General features: G+C 58.2%; 16 protein-coding genes. 3 read left to right on the forward strand and 13 right to left on the reverse strand.

What is annotated here, in order from left to right; genetic code table 11:
* Nucleotides 1-50: 50 nt before the first annotated feature.
* The 13 genes from tviB to mtnA form a co-directional block, all read right to left on the reverse strand.
* Complete coding sequence (gene tviB, locus MUM_RS0127345) at nucleotides 51-1,328, reverse strand: Vi polysaccharide biosynthesis UDP-N-acetylglucosamine C-6 dehydrogenase TviB (protein ID WP_010176224.1); 1,278 nt, start codon at nucleotides 1,326-1,328, stop codon at nucleotides 51-53.
* A gap of 165 nt (nucleotides 1,329-1,493) precedes the next feature.
* On the reverse strand, nucleotides 1,494-1,709 hold the full coding sequence (locus tag MUM_RS1000000134375) for a hypothetical protein (RefSeq protein WP_141629559.1): 216 nt from the start codon (nucleotides 1,707-1,709) through the stop codon (nucleotides 1,494-1,496).
* A 267-nt stretch (nucleotides 1,710-1,976) separates the two neighbouring features.
* Entirely contained in the window at nucleotides 1,977-3,326 is a 1,350-nt protein-coding gene (locus MUM_RS0127350) for a Wzz/FepE/Etk N-terminal domain-containing protein (protein WP_010176225.1), read from the reverse strand.
* Between the two features lie 266 nt (nucleotides 3,327-3,592).
* Entirely contained in the window at nucleotides 3,593-3,835 is a 243-nt protein-coding gene (locus MUM_RS0127355; RefSeq protein ID WP_010176226.1) for a lipopolysaccharide assembly protein LapA domain-containing protein, read from the reverse strand.
* 24 nt (nucleotides 3,836-3,859) lie between these two features.
* The gene (gene ihfB, locus MUM_RS0127360; RefSeq protein ID WP_003218804.1) at nucleotides 3,860-4,156 is read right to left on the reverse strand and encodes an integration host factor subunit beta; all 297 of its coding nucleotides are present in this window, start codon (nucleotides 4,154-4,156) and stop codon (nucleotides 3,860-3,862) included.
* A 337-nt stretch (nucleotides 4,157-4,493) separates the two neighbouring features.
* Nucleotides 4,494-6,188, reverse strand: coding sequence for a 30S ribosomal protein S1 (rpsA, locus tag MUM_RS0127365; protein WP_003218806.1), 1,695 nt, complete (start codon nucleotides 6,186-6,188; stop codon nucleotides 4,494-4,496).
* A 119-nt stretch (nucleotides 6,189-6,307) separates the two neighbouring features.
* Nucleotides 6,308-6,997 carry a (d)CMP kinase gene (gene cmk / locus MUM_RS0127370; RefSeq protein WP_003172653.1) on the reverse strand — a complete coding sequence of 230 codons (690 nt, stop codon included), beginning with the start codon at nucleotides 6,995-6,997 and terminating at the stop codon, nucleotides 6,308-6,310.
* A complete protein-coding gene (locus MUM_RS0127375) occupies nucleotides 6,994-9,204 on the reverse strand; it encodes a bifunctional prephenate dehydrogenase/3-phosphoshikimate 1-carboxyvinyltransferase (RefSeq protein ID WP_010176228.1) in 2,211 nt (736 codons plus the stop codon). Before MUM_RS0127375 ends, cmk begins: the two co-directional genes overlap by 4 nt.
* A gap of 28 nt (nucleotides 9,205-9,232) precedes the next feature.
* The gene (hisC, locus tag MUM_RS0127380) at nucleotides 9,233-10,345 is read right to left on the reverse strand and encodes a histidinol-phosphate transaminase (protein WP_010176229.1); all 1,113 of its coding nucleotides are present in this window, start codon (nucleotides 10,343-10,345) and stop codon (nucleotides 9,233-9,235) included.
* A 9-nt stretch (nucleotides 10,346-10,354) separates the two neighbouring features.
* Nucleotides 10,355-11,449 (reverse strand): prephenate dehydratase, encoded by a 1,095-nt coding sequence (gene pheA / locus MUM_RS0127385; protein WP_003218812.1) that lies wholly within the window; start codon nucleotides 11,447-11,449, stop codon nucleotides 10,355-10,357.
* Nucleotides 11,449-12,534 carry a 3-phosphoserine/phosphohydroxythreonine transaminase gene (serC, locus tag MUM_RS0127390; RefSeq protein WP_010176230.1) on the reverse strand — a complete coding sequence of 362 codons (1,086 nt, stop codon included), beginning with the start codon at nucleotides 12,532-12,534 and terminating at the stop codon, nucleotides 11,449-11,451. Before serC ends, pheA begins: the two co-directional genes overlap by 1 nt.
* 218 nt (nucleotides 12,535-12,752) lie before the next feature.
* Nucleotides 12,753-15,407 carry a DNA gyrase subunit A gene (gene gyrA, locus MUM_RS0127395; protein WP_010176232.1) on the reverse strand — a complete coding sequence of 885 codons (2,655 nt, stop codon included), beginning with the start codon at nucleotides 15,405-15,407 and terminating at the stop codon, nucleotides 12,753-12,755.
* A gap of 303 nt (nucleotides 15,408-15,710) precedes the next feature.
* On the reverse strand, nucleotides 15,711-16,787 hold the full coding sequence (mtnA, locus tag MUM_RS0127400) for an S-methyl-5-thioribose-1-phosphate isomerase (protein WP_010176233.1): 1,077 nt from the start codon (nucleotides 16,785-16,787) through the stop codon (nucleotides 15,711-15,713).
* A 108-nt stretch (nucleotides 16,788-16,895) separates the two neighbouring features.
* Between mtnA and MUM_RS0127405 the strand changes: the two genes are divergently transcribed.
* The 3 genes from MUM_RS0127405 (at nucleotide 16,896) to mupP (ending at nucleotide 19,665) form a co-directional block, all read left to right on the forward strand.
* A complete protein-coding gene (locus MUM_RS0127405) occupies nucleotides 16,896-18,227 on the forward strand; it encodes a TRZ/ATZ family hydrolase (protein WP_010176234.1) in 1,332 nt (443 codons plus the stop codon).
* A gap of 63 nt (nucleotides 18,228-18,290) precedes the next feature.
* The gene (ubiG, locus tag MUM_RS0127410; protein WP_010176235.1) at nucleotides 18,291-18,989 is read left to right on the forward strand and encodes a bifunctional 2-polyprenyl-6-hydroxyphenol methylase/3-demethylubiquinol 3-O-methyltransferase UbiG; all 699 of its coding nucleotides are present in this window, start codon (nucleotides 18,291-18,293) and stop codon (nucleotides 18,987-18,989) included.
* A gap of 4 nt (nucleotides 18,990-18,993) precedes the next feature.
* Entirely contained in the window at nucleotides 18,994-19,665 is a 672-nt protein-coding gene (gene mupP / locus MUM_RS0127415; protein ID WP_010176236.1) for an N-acetylmuramic acid 6-phosphate phosphatase MupP, read from the forward strand.
* The last annotated feature ends 96 nt before the right edge of the window (nucleotides 19,666-19,761 follow it).

Below are 19,761 nucleotides of genomic sequence, written 5' to 3' on the forward strand. Positions count from 1 at the left end.
CGATATTAGCTCGTAATTTGATTTAGGTTAACGACTTCAGAAACCTGGGCTTACAGGCGAATGTCCGATTCTTCACGACTCAGAAGATATTTAAGATCATAAAGAACGTGCTCCGCCTTACCGAACCGGCGGATATTTTCTGCACCCAGGGCACGGAACTCATTGTGAGCGACCGCCAGAACGATACCGTCGTATGCATTTACTCCCGGCTCGGAAACAGGAGTGATCCCATACTCATGCTCCGCTTCGGCAGCACTCACCCATGGATCATAAACATCCACAGCAATGTTGTACTCTGCCAGTTCACTCACGATATCGACGATACGAGTATTGCGCAGGTCCGGGCAGTTTTCCTTGAAAGTCAGGCCCATGATCAATACGCGAGCACCATCTACATGGATCCGCTCTTTCAACATCGCTTTTACCAACTGGGAAACAACGTAAGCGCCCATGCCATCATTCAAACGACGGCCGGCCAGGATGATTTCCGGGTGGTAACCGATTGACTGGGCTTTATGAGTAAGGTAGTAGGGGTCAACACCGATGCAATGCCCGCCGACCAGCCCTGGACGGAACGGAAGGAAGTTCCACTTCGTACCCGCCGCCTCAAGCACCGCTTCCGTATCAATGCCCATCTTGTTGAAGATAATCGCCAGCTCGTTGATAAGCGCAATATTCAAGTCGCGCTGAGTGTTCTCGATAACCTTGGCAGCCTCGGCAACCTTGATGCTGCTAGCCTTGTGAGTGCCCGCGACAATTATCTGATTGTAAAGTGCGTCGACCAGGTCAGCAATTTCAGGCGTGGAGCCGGAAGTGACTTTTTTGATCGTAGTAACACGGTGCTCTTTGTCGCCCGGGTTGATCCGCTCAGGACTGTACCCAGCGAAGAAATCGACGTTGAACTTGAGACCAGAGACCCGCTCAAGAACTGGGACGCAGTCTTCTTCTGTAGCGCCTGGATATACGGTTGACTCGTAAATTACCAGATCGCCCTTCTTCAATACCTTCCCGATGCTTTCAGAAGCCTTGATCAGAGGCGTCAGGTCTGGCTGGTTGTATTCGTCGATAGGGGTCGGAACGGTAACGACGAAAGTGTTGCAGGCACCCAGCTCATTCAGCTCACAGCTATAACTCAAATAGCCCGCCTGCTTCAGCTCCTCGTCACTGACTTCGAGAGTTGAATCATGTCCTTCTTTCAAGGCTTGGATACGCGGCTGGTTAATGTCAAACCCGACCACCGTCCGATGCTTACCAAACTCCACTGCGAGGGGCAGGCCCACATATCCAAGGCCGATGATGGCGAGCTTAATATCTTCCAGTTTTTGCATAATCAAAGCCTAAATAATCAGAGAATCCATAATATTTACTGAATTAATTTCAGTATGAAGTGCTTCAAGCGCGACGCCGATTCAGTACTCTCTCCTGGTACAGTCATGGCCCGCACATCCAACTAATCCCTCAGTGATGCTTTTTGAGGCATTCCACCACCTATATTATTCGTCAGCAGCATATTCCATCAGCGAACAATTCAGGTCTGTTTCTGGCACTGCCGCAGCCTCCCCTGTCGAATAGGGTACGTATCGCTCCTGGCCCATCAGCGCCGATAGTTTAAACACCACAACCCGCTGAACACCATGAAGAATATCGCTCTCAGTTGCACTCGGAATCGGATAATCAGAAGACCGCGAAGCATAGCGCAATGCCATCATGCTTCGATGATTCTCAATTAGAAGAGTTCCATGACAGCTAGATAATCATACTACGCGATACCAATATAAATCAGAACTCGCGGCATCCGGATCCCGACGTCAGACATGCAACGCCTAGAGCCTCAAGGCTCATGGCATGCCGGAGAGTCATTTTTTGAACACCCGAAGGTGATTTGGTTCGGTATAGGAGCAATCCCTATACCGAGAGAAGAATTGGAGGTCGGGTTGTTTGCACACAATCGAGCGACACAACCCTAATTGACGCAGTTAACACACTCGCGTCTGAGCCTGAGCTTTTCCCTCTCCAAGCAGTTCAGAGCCGAGAACGGGCACTTGACGTGACGCCATTCTTTTCCTGTTTGCCAGTAGTGTTCGAACCAGAGCAATCAGAACGCCAAGAATCCCACCCAGAAATAGCCCCATTGCGAGCACGAGAGCTTTCTTCGGCTTAATTGGACTCAGCGGCTCGAGCGCCTGCTTGTCAATAGCCACCAGTTTCAACCGACTCATATCGATATTCAATTTACGTAGCCGAGCCTCCTCTGCACGCAGGGGCTCCACATTGATTAGAAACAGGTCTTCATTCTCACGACGATTCAAGACCTCAATCTGACGATTGGCCCGCAGCAGTTGAAGCTCTTTGGCAATTTGGGCGATACGACCTTCAGTAAAGTCATCAGACGTGCGCCGTTGCAGGGCATTTCGCTCTGCCTCCAGTGCATCTACGCCCATAAAATATAGGGGGATCTGCTGGTTATTGATTTCGGTACGCATCATGCCTGGCGTCCCAGCGCGGTTTTCATCGCCGAGCGACGAGGGAGTAGCTGGCTTTTTAATACCCAGCGATTTGGCGATGCCAATTGCCTCGTTCAGCAGTACAAGCCGATCACCACGGATGATTTTCAATTGGGCCCTGAGCGCTTTGAGCTCATCCTGCAACTGGGCACGCCGAAGCACATCAGCTTCAGTCAGAGTGGCAATTTTTGCCTCTTTATCGATCTCATAGCTTGAGCGAGCAGCTTTCAGCTTGCCTTCAATCTCGTTCAGTCGGTTTTTCACGATTACGTTCAAATCTGCGCCGATCTGATGACGCTCGGTATCAATCGCGAACTGAATAAATCCGTTCAAAATCGAGACACCATCAATTCCCTTAGGATAGTTCATCTCAAGTTTGATATAGGCACTCAGGGAGTCGGCTTTTTTAGGATCAGGCAGAACCAGATTGATCGAGTTACGATTGAACTCCTCAAAACTCTGCTCGAGAGTTCTTCCTGGACGCTCAAATGCCTTAAATAGATTTTGATGAGTCCGAAAAAAACTCAGGCGGGTGTCATACGACTCAAGAGACGCTCCGACCCTGATCAGCGCCTCTCCAGGAGGAAGACCGTAAATTCCAGATCGATTCAACGCATCCAATTCGTTGATCGCCGCAGGGCGCAAAACGCTACTGACTTGATATTCTGGAGTCGCAAAAAAGGCATAAGCGGCAGCCATCGCGCCAATAAGCGCGGTGACTATGACTATGAGGACCTTTTGCTGCCATACCGCCTGAAAAAGCGCGACAAGATCAATTTCATCGGATGGTGGTACCGGAGGGGCATTAAAACTACTACTCACAACAAAAACCTGCCTTCAAAGAGAAACTGCGGGCTCGTTATGCAGACAATTCATGGTTTTTTAGAATTATAAACATCTGGCTCGCCCCCGGCGTCGCTGCTGGGATGAGCCACAAAAATTGCCTATTCTCGAGAACAGCAAGCATTTTGCCATCTAATTGCCATATTACAAGTCTTGACAATCTGTAGGACTGTTCCGAAAAAGCCAATCTTCTTGAAAAATATTACAAAAGCTTGCGCGGCACCCCGTGAGCACCGAGCTATCGATCAGGGCGCCAGCCTCTTCGACCGAGGGGAGCGATTCAACCTAAACGCCAAACCCACCAATGGGCCAACGATCATTCCTACAAGCAAAGCCAATGTAATAAAGATGGAAATCGGTGCCTGGGGAGTGGCCCACCCCAGGAATGACAAAGCGGCGCTCTGTTGATTCTCCAGCACAAACGCTAGCACCCCAACCATGACGACCAAAGTAATCAGCACCAACACAACGCGCTTAACCCCACGCATAACCTTCTCCTACCCCAAAAACACTCAGACGCCTTCTTCTTCGTCTTCGTTCACCCGATCACGCAATTCCTTGCCCGGCTTGAAATGCGGTACAAACTTGCCGTCAAGACTGACTGATTGCCCGGTTTTCGGGTTGCGACCTACACGAGGCGCGCGATAGTGCAGTGAGAAGCTACCAAACCCACGAATCTCAATTCGATCACCGGTAGCCAGGCACTGTGACATCTGTTCAAGCATGGTCTTGATGGCCAGCTCGACATCTTTGGATGAGAGCAGCCCTTGATGGGTGACAATTCGTTCGATCAACTCCGACTTCGTCATATTTTTCCCTTCTTTTTCAAGCAGCTAGGAAAAGCGCTTCGAAGGTTTTAGCATGACCGGAGGAATTTGAACAGCCCAAGTATTGACTTATATTCAAAGAGTTGGGGCCTAACTCTCAGAGCCACGACTTTACACCCCATCACTTCTCAGCTCGCGTAGCAGCATAGAAGCCACTCAAGCGTGATGACTGCCCGATGGAGCCTAAGAGCACGTAAGCGCTACCAGTAAGACCACAGCGCCCCAGCCGCAGAACGCCAAGATGAAGTTCGCACAACACCAAATCCCAGGCACAAAAAAGGGCGACCGAAGTCGCCCTTTTTCTATGGTCTGACAGAACTTAGTTCTGCTTTTCCATTTGTGCACGCAGCAGGTCGCCCAGAGTGGTAGGACCAGCAGAAGGCTCAGAGGTAGCTGGCTTGTCGCGCAGGCTCTGGATGGCTTCTTTCTCTTCAGCATCGTCTTTCGACTTGATGGAGAGCTGGATTACGCGGCTCTTGCGGTCAACGCTGATGATCTTGGCTTCTACTTCTTCGCCTTCTTTCAGAACGTTGCGCGCGTCTTCAACGCGGTCACGGCTGATTTCGGAGGCTTTCAGAGTCGCTTCGATGTCGTCGGCCAGAGTGATGATGGCGCCTTTGGCGTCAACTTCTTTCACGATGCCTTTAACGATTGCGCCTTTGTCGTTCTCTTGAACGTACTCGGAGAACGGATCGCTTTCCAGTTGCTTGATACCCAGGGAGATACGCTCGCGCTCTGGGTCAACCGACAGGATAACGGTGTCCAGCTCGTCGCCCTTCTTGAAACGACGAACAGCTTCTTCGCCAACTTCGTTCCAGGAGATGTCGGACAGGTGAACCAGGCCGTCGATGCCGCCGTCCAGACCAATGAAGATACCGAAATCGGTGATCGACTTGATGGTGCCGGAGATTTTATCGCCCTTGTTGAACTGGCCAGAGAAATCTTCCCATGGGTTAGATTTGCACTGCTTGATGCCGAGGGAGATACGACGACGCTCTTCGTCGATGTCCAGAACCATAACTTCCACTTCGTCGCCGACTTGTACGACTTTCGAAGGGTGGATGTTTTTGTTGGTCCAGTCCATTTCGGAAACGTGTACCAGGCCTTCCACGCCTTCTTCCAGCTCTGCGAAGCAGCCGTAGTCGGTCAGGTTGGTAACACGCGCGGTGACGCGAGTGCTTTCTGGGTAACGAGCCTTGATAGCGACCCATGGATCTTCGCCCAGCTGCTTCAAGCCCAGGGAGACACGGTTGCGCTCACGATCGTACTTCAGAACCTTGACATCGATCTCGTCGCCAACGTTGACGATTTCCGATGGATGCTTGATACGCTTCCAAGCCATGTCGGTAATGTGCAGCAGGCCATCGACGCCACCCAGATCGACGAATGCGCCGTAATCGGTGAGGTTCTTGACGATACCTTTGACTTGTTGGCCTTCCTGCAGGGATTCCAGCAGAGCTTCACGCTCGGCGGAGTTTTCTGCTTCCAGGACGCTGCGACGGGAAACGACAACGTTGTTGCGTTTCTGGTCGAGTTTGATGACCTTGAATTCGAGTTCTTTGCCTTCCAGGTGCGTGGTGTCGCGCACAGGACGAACGTCGACCAAAGAACCTGGCAGGAACGCACGGATGCCGTTAACGTCGACAGTGAAGCCGCCTTTAACCTTACCGTTGATAACGCCCTTGACCACTTCTTCAGCTGCGAAGGCTGCTTCGAGAACAATCCAGCATTCAGCGCGCTTGGCTTTTTCACGGGACAGCTTGGTTTCACCGAAGCCGTCTTCAACCGAGTCCAGAGCAACGTGAACTTCGTCACCGACATTGATAGTCAGGTCACCAGCATCGTTGTAGAACTGTTCCAGCGGGATCAGAGCTTCAGACTTCAGACCAGCGTGAACGGTTACCCAGCGAGCTTGGTAATCGATATCAACGATAACACCGGTGATGATGGAGCCTGCCTGAAGGTTCAGGGTTTTTAGGCTTTCTTCAAAGAGTTCCGCAAAGCTTTCGCTCATTTTAATTCCTGTTGATAAGGGCGAAGAATACGCCCATCTCCACACCCCAGACGGTGTGGGTCAGTTTCAATTAAAAGAAGCACCACAGGACTATGACTGGTCCCCTGCGGCCTTCTTGGTCACCCGGCGATATCGCGAATGGCGATTTCACTCAAGATGCGTTCCAGCACCTGCTCGATGGACAACTCCGTGGAATCCAGCTGTATGGCGTCAGCCGCCGGCTTGAGCGGGGCTACCGCACGCTGGGTGTCACGCTCGTCGCGTGCACGGATCTCATCTAGCAGACTCGACAGACTAACACCATCGACTTTGCCCTTCAACTGCAAGTAACGGCGACGGGCCCGCTCCTCGGCGCTGGCGGTCAGGAAAATCTTCAGCGGCGCCTCGGGGAAAACCACCGTGCCCATATCGCGGCCGTCAGCCACCAGGCCCGGCGGCTCCTGAAAAGCTCGCTGGCGCTGCAGCAAAGCGTCGCGCACAGCCGGCAAGGCGGCAACTTGGGACGCCCAGGAACCGACCTGTTCGTTTCGCAGATCATCCGTCACATCGTCCCCTTCCAGGATGATGCGCTGGGGATGACCTTCCGTCGCCCCGACGAACTGCACATCAAGATGGGCAGCCAGCAGCTTCAGTGATTCTTCGTTGGTCAGGTCGACGCCATGGTTGCGTGCAGCAAAAGCCAGCAAGCGGTACAGCGCGCCGGAATCCAGCAGGCACCAGCCCAGGCGCTTGGCCAGGATGCCGGCGATCGTGCCTTTGCCCGAGCCACTTGGCCCGTCGATGGTAATCACCGGTGCTTTGATATTCACAATTGAGCCTCTTGGGCAACACGGATGCCGACTTGGGCACACAGTGTAAGAAAATTCGGAAAAGACGTAGCCACGTTGGCACAGTCATGGATACGAATCGGCGCAGACGCTCGCAGGGAGGCCACGCTGAAGGCCATGGCAATACGGTGATCGCCATGGGCATGGACTTCACCACCACCGATTACGCCGCCTTCAATGATAATCCCATCAGGTGTCGGTTCACACTTTACGCCCAACGCCAGCAGCCCATCGGCCATCACCTGGATCCGATCGGACTCCTTGACCCGCAGCTCCTCTGCACCGCGCAATACCGTCCGGCCTTGCGCGCACGCCGCCGCCACGAACAACACCGGGAATTCATCGATAGCCAGCGGAACCAGGGCTTCGGGAATCTCGATACCCCTCAACGGCGCCGCGCGAACACGCAGATCGGCAACCGGCTCGCCGCCTACTTCCCGCTGGTTTTCCAGGGTGATATCCGCGCCCATCAGCCGCAGGATATCGATCACCCCGGTACGGGTCGGATTGATCCCCACATGCTCAAGCAACAGCTCAGAGCCTTCGGCAATCGAAGCCGCCACCAGGAAAAACGCCGATGAGGAAATATCCCCCGGCACTTCTATATGCGTCGCGGTCAGCGAGTGACCGGACTCGACCGACGCCGTTGCCCCCGCCACCTCCACCGGATAACCAAAACCACGCAACATCCGCTCGGTATGGTCACGGGTCGGCGCGGGCTCGGTAATCGAGGTTTTACCCTCGGCATACAACCCGGCCAGCAGCAGGCAGGATTTAACCTGGGCGCTGGCCATCGGCAATGCGTACGTCAGCCCTTTCAGTGTCTGGCCACCACGAATCGTCAGTGGCGGACGCCCTTCCGGCCCGGTCTCGATTACCGCGCCCATTTCACGCAATGGCCTGGCCACACGATTCATTGGCCGCTTGGACAACGAGGCATCGCCCGTCAATACGCTGTCAAAGCTTTGCGCCGCCAGCAAACCGGACAACAGCCGCATGGAGGTGCCGGAATTACCCAGATAAATCGGACCTGGCGCCGGCTTCAAGCCATGCAGGCCAACCCCGTGGATGGTGACGCGCCCGTGGTGCGGGCCTTCAATCACCACGCCCATGTCGCGAAACGCCTGCAAGGTCGCCAGGGCATCTTCGCCCTCCAGGAAACCTTCTACCTCAGTGATGCCGTCCGCCAGCGACCCAAGCATGATCGAGCGATGAGAGATCGATTTATCCCCTGGCACCCGAATCTGCCCGCTCAAGCGGCCACCCGGGCTAGCGAGAAACACCAGGTCATCCGCGTTTACAGCAGCATCCATATAAGCCCGACGCGCCAGAATCTTGCTGAAATGCTCCCGCGCCACCCGCGCACGGGTGAACACGCCCAACAACTGATGCCCGTCGCCTGCATCGACCGCGTCACGCAAGGCGTCGAGGTCACTGCGGAACGTATCCAGGGTGCGCAACACTGCATCGCGGTTGGCGAGGAAGATGTCGTGCCACATCACCGGGTCGCTGCCGGCGATCCGGGTAAAGTCACGGAAACCACCGGCGGCGTAACGGAAAATATCGAGGTTCTCGTTGCGCTTGGCCAGCGAGTCCACCAGGCCAAACGCCAGCAAATGCGGCAAATGACTGGTCGCCGCCAACACCTCATCGTGGCGCTCGACCTGCATATGCTCGACGTCCGCCCCCAGCTCGCGCCAGAGCCGATCCACCACGGCCAATGCCGCAGGATCGGTTTCATCCAGCGGCGTCAGAATCACTTTATGGCGGCGGAACAGTTGCGCATTGGACGCCTCCACCCCGCTCTGTTCGGACCCGGCAATCGGGTGCCCCGGCACAAAGCGCGCAGGCATGCCACCAAAGGCCAGCCGCGCCGCACGCACCACATTGCCCTTGGCGCTGCCGACATCGGTCAGGATCGCCCGGCCCAGGTCCATGCCGGCCAACAGCGCCAGCAACTTCTCCATGGCCAGGATCGGCACCGCCAACTGAATGACATCCGCGCCCTGGCAGGCAATCGCCAGGTCCGCCTCGCAGCGATCCACCACCCCCAACTCAACCGCCAACTTGCGCGATTGCGGGTCCAGGTCCACACCGACCACTTCGCCACACAGGCCGCTTTCCCGCAGGCCCTTGGCGAAGGAGCCGCCGATCAATCCCAGACCGACCACCACCAGGCGACCGATCATAGGCACAGCAGGTTGCAATGCAGTGACATCAACCACGAGCCAGAACCTTGGCCAGTGCCTCAAGGAAGCGGCTGTTTTCTGCAGGCAAACCGATGGTGATGCGCAGGTGGTTCGGCATGCCGTAGTTGGCCACCGGACGCACGATCACGCCTTCGCGCAGCAGGCCCTGGAACACCGGCGCCGCAACTTGGCCGAGATCGACACAAATGAAGTTGCCCTTGGACGGAATCCAGCCCAGACCCAACTCACGGAAGCCTTCCTGCAATTGCAGCATGCCGCTTTCGTTGAGGCGACGACCTTCTTCCAGGTACTCGGCGTCCTGCACCGCAGCGCAAGCCGCCGCCAGTGCGAGGCTGTTGACGTTGAAGGGCTGGCGAACACGGTTCAGCACATCGGCCACCACGGCGGTGGACAGGCCGTAACCGACCCGCAGCGATGCCAGGCCATAAGCCTTGGAGAACGTGCGCGAGACCAGCAGGTTCGGATAAGCCGCGAGGAAGTCCAGGCCGTCCGGCAGGTCGCTGCCTTCGGCGTACTCGATGTAAGCCTCGTCCAGGACTACCAGCACGTGCTCCGGCACGTCTTGGAGGAAGTTGTCCAGCACCTCGGCGCTGAACCAGGTACCGGTCGGGTTATTCGGGTTGGCGATAAACACGACACGGGTCTTGTCATCGATGGCCGCCAGCATGGCCGGCAGGTCATGGCCCCAATCCCTGGCAGGAATGACGCGAGCTTCAGCCCCTACCGCCTGAGTGACGATCGGATAGACCGCAAACGCATGCTCACTGAACACTGCATTCAGGCCCGGCGCCAGATAGGCACGGCCGACCAGCTCCAGAATGTCGTTGGAACCGTTACCCAGGGTCACCTGGTTCAGCTCAACCCGGCACTTTTCCGCCAACAGGGACTTGAGCGCAAAGCCATTGCCATCGGGGTAACGGGTCAGCTCAGCCAGCGCATCACGAATCGCGGCCAGTACCTTGGGGCTTGGGCCCAACGGGTTTTCGTTACTGGCCAGCTTTACGATCTTCGATGGATCCAGATTCAACTCACGCGCCAACTCGTCCACAGGCTTGCCCGGAACGTAAGGCGACAGTTGTTGCACGCCCGGCTGTGCCAGGGCGAGGAAGTTGCCACTCATCTTAAAGCCTCACAAAACCGCTTTCGGGTAAGAGCCCAGCACCTTGAGTGCTACGGCTTCCTGACTGATTTTCTCGAGCACACCCTTGACCAGTGGGTCGCGGTGATGGCCGACGAAGTCGATAAAGAACACATAAGTCCATTTACCGCTGCGCGAAGGACGAGTCTCGATTCGCGTCAGGTCAATCCCGTTGTCGTGGAACGGCACCAGCAGTTCATGCAGCGCGCCGGGCTTGTTGCTCATGGAGACGATGATCGAGGTCTTGTCGTCGCCGGTCGGCGGCACTTCCTGGCTGCCGATCATCAGGAAGCGCGTGGAGTTATCCGGGCGATCCTCGATTTTCTCGGCCAAGCGCGTCAGGCCGTATAGGCCAGCGGCCATGTCACCGGCAATTGCCGCCGAATTCCACTCACCCTTGACCCGCTTCGCCGCTTCGGCGTTGCTGGACACTGCCACACGCTCCACGTTCGGATAGTGCGCGTCCAGCCACTTGCGGCACTGGGCCAGGGACTGGGCGTGGGAGTAGATGCGACTGATGCTGTCGGTCTTGGTGTTTTCGCCCACCAGCAAGTGGTGGTGGATACGCAGCTCAACTTCGCCGCAGATCACCATGTCGTGCTCAAGGAAGCTGTCGAGAGTGTGGTTGACGGCGCCTTCGGTGGAGTTTTCCACCGGCACAACGCCAAAATTCACCGCCCCGGCGGCCACTTCACGGAACACTTCGTCGATCGCGGCCATCGGCTTGCTGATCACGGCGTGACCGAAGTGCTTCATGGCTGCAGCTTGAGTGAAGGTGCCTTCCGGGCCGAGGTAAGCCACTTTCAGCGGCTGCTCCAGTGCCAGGCACGAAGACATGATTTCACGGAACAACCGCGCCATCTCTTCGTTGCCCAGCGGGCCCTTGTTGCGCTCCATCACGCGCTTGAGCACCTGGGCTTCACGCTCCGGACGGTAAAAAACCGGCACTTCGCCTTCAGCCAGGGACGCCATTTTCACCCGTGCAACTTCCTGGGCGCACCGCGCGCGCTCACTGATCAGCTCCAGGACTTTCTCGTCCAGGCTGTCAATGCGTACGCGCAGGGCCTTGAGTTCTTGCTCAGACATTAGCCGTGTTCCTTTTCGAACTCTGCCATGTAGGCCACCAGCGCCCTGACGGCGTGGATATCGACAGCGTTATAGATGGAGGCGCGCATGCCACCTACCGAACGGTGGCCCTTGAGGTTCAACAGGCCGCGCTCGTCGGCGCCGGCCAGGAATGGCTTGTCCAGACGGTCGTCCGCCAGGCGGAACGGCACGTTCATCCACGAACGGTCAGTCAGGTTGATCGGGTTGCTGTACAGGCCGCTGGCGTCGATGAAGTCGTACAGAGTACGTTTCTTCTCTTCGTTGAGCTTGCCCATGGCAGCCACACCGCCCTGCTCTTTCAGCCATTCGAATACCAGGCCCGACAGGTACCAGGCGAAAGCCGGCGGGGTGTTGTACATCGAGCCGTTATCGGCCGCGACCTTGTAGTTGAGCATGGTCGGGCACAGCGAACGCGCACGGCCCAGCAGGTCTTCGCGAATGATATTGACCAGGATGCCGCTCGGGCCGATGTTCTTCTGCGCGCCGGCGTAGATCATGCCGTACCTGGACACATCGATCGGGCGCGAGAGGATGTCCGAGGACATGTCGCACACCAGCGGAACATCACCCACTTCGGGAACCCAGTCGAACTCCAGGCCGCCAATGGTTTCGTTCGCCACATAGTGAACGTAGGCCGCGTCTTTCGAGAGCTTCCACTCGTTCTGACCAGGAATGGCGAAGTAGTCGTAAGGCTTGGCAGTGCCCGCCACATTGACGTGGCCGTAACGGGAGGCCTCTTCAATCGCCTTCTGGCCCCAGATACCGGTGTCGATATAGTCGGCCGTGCCGTCTTCCGGCAGCAGGTTCAGCGGGATCTGGGCGAACTGCTGGCTTGCGCCGCCTTGCAGGAACAACACTTTGTAGTCAGACGGGATGTCCAGCAAGTCGCGCATATCCTGCTCGGCCTTGGTGGCAATGGACACGAACTCATCGCTGCGATGGCTCATTTCCATCACGGAGAGGCCTTTTCCATGCCAGTCGAGGAGTTCACCCTGCGCGCGCTGCAGGACTGCTTCAGGAAGCGCCGCGGGACCGGCACAGAAGTTATAGGCTCTCTTGCTCACATCCAATCTCTCTGATCTGGTGGGACTGCAATCAACATCCCGCAACGCGGAACCCTGTAGGAGCTGGCTTGCCAGCGATGCAAACGACTCGGCGCTTCACTTGAACCGAGTTGATGCCATCGCCGGCAAGCCGGCTCCTACAAGAGCGGCGCGGCGTCGTATTTCAAAAGGGACAAACAACAAGGGGGCGAATCTTCATCCGCCCCCTGTGTGTCCGCTTATTCCTGCGGTTCTTCTTCGTCTGCGGCAGCGTCGAGTGTTGGCTCGTCGACGTTGTCATCGCCACCGGCGATCACGTCGCCCTCAAGCTCTTCACCTTCCAGCTCCTCACCCTCGACTTCCGATGGCTCCTGGACACGCTCCAGGCCTACCAGGGTTTCGTCGCTGGCCAGCTTGATCAAGGTCACGCCCTGGGTGTTACGCCCCAGGCTCGACACTTCATCAACCCGGGTACGCACCAGGGTGCCCTGGTCGGAAATCAGCATGATTTCCTCGCCATCCAGCACCTGGACCGCGCCGACCAGACGGCCATTGCGATCGTTGCTGACCATGGCGATAACGCCCTGGCCGCCACGCTTGTACTCAGGGAACTCGCTGATAGCAGTACGCTTGCCGTAACCACGAGCCGAAGCAGTGAGAATCTCGCTGCCTTCTTCCGGGATCAGCATCGAAATCAGCTTCTGCCCTTCCGGCAGACGCATGCCGCGCACACCGCGGGCGGTACGGCCCATGGCGCGAACGTCGGATTCCTTGAAGCGCGTGACCTTGCCGCCGTCGGAGAACAGCATGACTTCACGCTCGCCGTCGGTGATCGCCGCGCTGATCAATACGTCGCCTTCGTCCAGTTCGAGGGCGATCAGGCCCACGCTGCGTTGACGGCTGAAGGATTCCAGCGGGGTCTTCTTCACGGTGCCCTTGGCGGTGGCCATGAAGATGAAGTGACCTTCGGTGTATTCGTCTACTGGCAGCATGGTGGTGATGTATTCATCACTGTCCAGCGGCAGCAGGTTGACCAACGGACGACCACGGGCAGCACGGGACGCTTCCGGGATTTCATAGGTTTTCAGCCAGTACACCTTGCCCTTGCTGGAGAACAGCAGCAGCGTGGTGTGGCTGTTGGCAACCAGCAGGTGAGCGATGTAGTCCTCATCCTTGACGCCGGTAGCCGACTTGCCTTTACCACCACGACGCTGGGCCTGGTACGCAGCCAATGGCTGGGTCTTGGCATAGCCACCGTGGGAGATGGTCACGACGCGATCTTCTTCCGGGATCATGTCACCCAGGGTCAGGTCGAGACGGGCATCGAGAATCTCGGTGCGACGCACGTCGCCGTATTCGGCGCGGATCACTTCCAGCTCTTCGCGGATCACTTCCATCAGGCGCACGGCGCTGTTGAGGATGCGGATCAGCTCGCCGATCTGGTTGAGAATCTCCTGGTACTCGGCCAGCAGCTTCTCGTGCTCCAGGCCGGTCAGGCGGTGCAGACGCAGTTCCAGGATGGCCTGGGCCTGTTCCGGGGACAGGAAGTACTTGCCGTCGCGCAGGCCGTATTGTGGGTCCAGGGTCTCCGGACGGCACGAATCGGCACCGGCACGCTCAACCATCGCCACTACGGCGCTGGATTCCCACGGCATCTTGATCAGGGCTTCCTTGGCTTCCGACGGCGTCGGCGAGGCCTTGATCAGGGCGATGACCGGGTCGATGTTCGACAGCGCAACCGCCTGGCCTTCCAGGATGTGGCCGCGCTCACGGGCCTTGCGCAGTTCGAATACGGTACGGCGGGTGACCACTTCGCGGCGGTGACGCACGAAGGCTTCCAGCAGATCCTTGAGGTTCAGGATGCGCGGGCGGCCGTCGATCAGCGCTACCACGTTGATACCAAACACGCTTTGCAGCTGGGTCTGGGCGTAGAGGTTGTTGAGGATCACCTCAGGCACTTCGCCACGACGCAACTCGATCACTACGCGCATACCGTCTTTGTCAGACTCGTCGCGCAGTTCGGTGATGCCTTCCAGCTTCTTCTCTTTAACCAGCTCGGCGATCTTCTCGATCAGACGCGCCTTGTTCAACTGGTAAGGGAGTTCGGTGATGACGATCTGCTGGCGGCCACCGACTTTGTCGATGTCTTCGATGATCGAGCGGGCGCGCATGTAAATGCGGCCACGGCCGGTGCGGTAGGCTTCGATGATACCGGCACGACCGTTGATGATCGCGGCAGTCGGGAAGTCCGGGCCCGGGATGTATTGCATCAGCTCATCGACGGTCAGCTCGGGGTTGTCGATGAGGGCCAGGCAACCGTCGATGACTTCACCGAGGTTGTGTGGCGGGATGTTGGTGGCCATGCCCACGGCGATACCGCTGGAGCCGTTGACCAGCAGGTTGGGAATACGGGTCGGCATGACCGCCGGGATCATTTCGGTGCCGTCGTAGTTCGGCACCCAGTCCACGGTTTCTTTGTGCAGGTCAGCCAGCAGCTCGTGCGCCAGCTTGGTCATGCGCACTTCGGTGTATCGCATGGCCGCAGCGTTGTCGCCGTCGACCGAACCGAAGTTGCCCTGGCCGTCTACCAGCAGGTAGCGCAGGGAAAACGGCTGGGCCATCCGAACGATGGTGTCGTACACCGCAGTGTCGCCGTGAGGGTGATACTTACCGATCACGTCACCGACAACACGGGCAGATTTCTTGTACGGCTTGTTCCAGTCGTTACCCAGCTCGCTCATCGCGAACAGCACACGCCTGTGCACGGGCTTCAAGCCATCGCGCGCATCAGGCAGTGCCCGACCGACAATTACGCTCATCGCGTAGTCGAGGTAGGACTGTTTCAGCTCGTCTTCGATATTGACCGGGAGGATTTCTTTGGCCAGTTCGCCCATGAGAAGCCTGATTCCTTTTTCGGGTGAAACCTCGTCACATCCATATGGGACGAACGAAGCTCGCCGCTGCTGGCATGGTGCCTGGCAACGACTTACGACAAATCAACGAGTTATGACACGGATCTGCGCATTAAAGGTTACCCCTTGAGGTGACCCTGGAAACCGCCGGATGTTATCACAATCGCCGCCACGCACCTATCCCCCTGATGCGCATGGAGCATAGTAAGTTGACGGATGACAGGCTTGACGGCGACGAGAGGGCCTTAGAGCTGGATCCAAGGCGTTTTTGGCGGGCAAATTGCCTTAATGCAGGCGTTTACGACACATCAGTTGCGCCAGCTTCGCCGTGTCGGGACGTTCGACGATGCCTTTTTCGGTGACAATCACATCAATCAGGTCCGCCGGCGTTACGTCAAACACCGGGTTGAAGGCGTCCACATCAGCCGCCACACGGGTGCCGCCGACTTCCAGCAACTCCCGGGCATCGCGCTCTTCAAGCGGTACGTCATCGCCGCTGGCCGCCATCATGTCGATGGTGGAACTGGGCGCCACCACCATGAAGCGCACGCCGTGATGCATGGCACACACCGCCAATTGATAAGTGCCGATCTTGCTGACCACGTCACCGTTGGCGGCAATGCAATCGGCGCCGACGATCACCCAGGTCACGCCCTTGGTCTTGAGAATGTGCGCGCCGGCCGAATCGGCATTCACAGTGACCGGGATTCCCTCGTTGGCCAGCTCCCAGGCCGTCAACCGCGAGCCTTGCAACCAGGGCCGGGTTTCGTTGGCGTAGACCCGCTCCACCATGCCTTCCAGGAACGCCCCGCGAATCACCCCGAGAGCGGTGCCCACGCCGCCCGTGGCCAGCGCCCCGGCATTGCCATGGGTCAGGATTGCCTGGACGTTGCCCTGATGCTTGCGGATCAGCTCCACGCCCAACTGCGCCATGGTGAGGTTGGCTTCACGATCACTTTGGTGAATCGCCACCGCCTCGGCCTCCAGCACCGCCAGCGGATCGGCGTGTTTCTTAAGGCGATCGAGGCAATCGCGCATGCGCTTCATGGCCCAGAAAAGATTCGACGCGGTCGGACGGGTATCCGCCAGCAGCGCGTAGTCCTCTTCCCAGGCAGCCTGCCAGTCGTCGCCCTCGGCGATGTGAGCACGCGCGGCCAGCACCAGGCCATACGCTGCACTGATACCAATGGCCGGCGCGCCGCGCACCACCATCAAGCGAATGGCCTCGGCCACCTCGGCGGCACTGGTACAGGCCACCCAGGTTTGCGCAGCCGGCAAAATACGCTGATCGAGCAGGTACAGTGCGCCATCACGCCACTCGATGGCCCTCACTTTCTCCGCAGCCAACAGTCGATCGCGCATCCCTCACCCCGCACTCATGAACAAAAGCCGCCGATTATAGCGATCCGCCAGCCAGGACGCTCGGGTATACTTCGCCGTTCTTTATAGATGCCAGGGAAACCGCCCTCGATGACACCGACTGCCGCCCCGCTCGACTTATTGCTGCTGCCCACCTGGCTGGTACCTGTCGAGCCTGCTGGCGTAGTGCTCAAGGAGCACGGCCTGGGCATTCGCGACGGGCGCATTGCGTTTATCGGCCCACGCGCGGCGGCCTTGAAGCTCGCAGCGACCGAGGTGCGTGAACTGCCGGGCATGCTGCTCAGCCCCGGCCTGATCAACGCCCACGGCCACGCGGCGATGACGCTGTTTCGCGGTCTGGCCGACGACCTGCCGCTGATGACCTGGCTGGAAAACCACATCTGGCCCGCCGAGGCCAAGTGGGTCGATGAAGCCTTCGTACGCGATGGCACTGACCTCGCGATCGCCGAGCAGATAAAGGGCGGCATCACGTGCTTCTCGGACATGTACTTCTTCCCGAAAGTCGCCAGCGAACGCGTACACAACGCAGGTATTCGTGCGCAAATCGCCATCCCGATCCTTGATTTCCCGATTCCTGGTGCCAGTGATGCCGATGAGGCCATTCGCCAGGGCGTCGAGCTGTTCGGCGACCTGAAGCACCACCCGCGGATCAAAATCACCTTCGGCCCCCACGCGCCGTACACCGTCTGCGATGAAAACCTGGAAAAAATCCGGGTGATCGCCGAGGAGCTGGACGCGTCGATCCATATGCACGTGCATGAAACCGCTTTCGAAGTGCAGCAGTCCGTTGAGCAGCGCGGTGAACGCCCGCTGGCACGCCTCGGTCGCCTGGGCTTGCTGGGGCCGCGCTTCCAGGCCGTTCATATGACCCAAATCAGCGATGACGACCTGGCGTTGCTGGTAGAAAGTAACACCAGCGTGATCCACTGCCCGGAGTCCAACCTTAAACTGGCCAGTGGCTTCTGCCCGGTGGAGCGCCTGTGGCAAGCCGGCGTCAATGTGGCAGTAGGCACCGACGGCGCCGCCAGTAACAATGACCTCGACCTGCTGGGCGAAACCCGCACCGCCGCGTTGCTGGCCAAGGCCGTCGCCGGCTCGGCCACCGCCCTGGATGCCCACCGCGCGTTGCGCATGGCCACCCTCAACGGCGCCCGGGCCATGGGCCAGGAAAGTGAAATCGGCTCGCTGGAAGTGGGCAAGGCCGCCGACATCGTGGCCTTCGACTTGTCGGGCCTGGCGCAACAACCGATCTACGATCCGGTCTCACAGCTTATATATGCCACCGGACGCGATTGTGTGAAACACCTTTGGGTCGGCGGCAAGCAATTGCTCGACGACCGGCAACTGACCCGCCTGGATGAAGAACAGTTGTGCGCCACGGCCATCGCCTGGGGCCAACGCATCAGCGGACACAGCGAATAACGCCCGCCCTGGCAACGAACGCCAGGGCCGGCAAAACGTTTTATCAGATTTAGAGGATTCCCCATGAGCAACGTCGACCACGCTGAAATCGCCAAATTCGAAGCCTTGGCCCATCGCTGGTGGGACCGCGAAAGCGAGTTCAAACCCCTGCACGACATCAACCCGCTGCGGGTCAACTGGATTGACGAGCGCGTCAACCTGGCCGGCAAGAAGGTGCTTGACGTGGGTTGCGGCGGCGGCATTCTCAGCGAATCCATGGCCCAGCGCGGCGCCACCGTGATGGGTATCGACATGGGCGAAGCGCCACTGGCCGTCGCCCAGTTGCATCAGTTGGAGTCGGGCGTGAACGTCGAATACCGGCAGATCACCGCCGAAGAGCTGGCCGAAGAGATGCCCGGGCAGTTCGACGTGGTCACCTGCCTGGAAATGCTCGAGCACGTGCCAGACCCGTCCTCGGTGATCCGCGCGTGCTTCAGCATGGTCAAGCCCGGCGGCCAGGTGTTCTTCTCCACCATCAACCGCAATCCGAAGGCGTACCTGTTCGCGATCATAGGTGCCGAATACATCATGAAGTTGCTGCCCCGCGGCACCCATGACTTCAAGAAATTCATCCGCCCTTCCGAGCTGGGCGCCTGGAGCCGCCAGGCCGGGCTGACCGTCAAGGACATCATCGGCTTGACCTACAACCCGCTGACCAAGCACTACAAGCTGGCCAGCGACGTTGACGTCAACTACATGATCCAGACCCTGCGCGAGGAGTAAGCCTGTGAAGTTGCAAGCGGTTCTTTTCGACATGGACGGTACCCTGCTGGACACCGCGCCGGATTTTATCGCCATCTGCCAGGCCATGCGGGCCGACCGCGGCCTGGCGCCGATGAACGACCAGCACATCCGCGATGAAATCTCCGGCGGCGCCCGGGCGATGGTCGCCGTGACCTTTTCCATGGACCCCGAATCCCCAGGCTTTGAAGAGCTGCGCCAGGAATTCCTGGAGCGCTACCTCAAGGGCTGCGCGATTCACAGCAAGCTGTTCGAGGGCATGGAAGAGCTGCTGGCCGATATCGAAAAATCCAGGCTGATCTGGGGCGTGGTCACCAACAAGCCGCTGCGCTTTGCCGAACCGATCATGCAGCAACTGGGCCTGGCGGAACGCTCGGCGCTGTTGATCTGCCCGGACCACGTGAAGAACAGCAAGCCAGACCCGGAGCCGCTGATCCTGGCGTGCAAGATGCTCAACCTGGACCCGGCCAGCGTGCTGTTCGTGGGTGATGACCTGCGGGATATCGAGTCGGGCCGCGACGCCGGCACCCGAACCGCTGCGGTCACCTACGGCTATATCCACCCGGACGACAACCCGCGCAACTGGGGAGCCGACGTGGTGGTGGATCACCCGCTGGAATTGCGCAAAGTGCTGGATAGCGCGCTGTGCAGCTGCTGATCGGGAATGCTTGAGGTTGATGCGCCTTTGTGGCGAGGGAGCTTGCTCCCGTTCGACTGCGCAGCAGTCGCAAACAGATGGGCTGCTTCGCACCCA

It is taken from the genome of Pseudomonas sp. PAMC 25886, from assembly GCF_000242655.1.
Taxonomy (GTDB): domain Bacteria; phylum Pseudomonadota; class Gammaproteobacteria; order Pseudomonadales; family Pseudomonadaceae; genus Aquipseudomonas.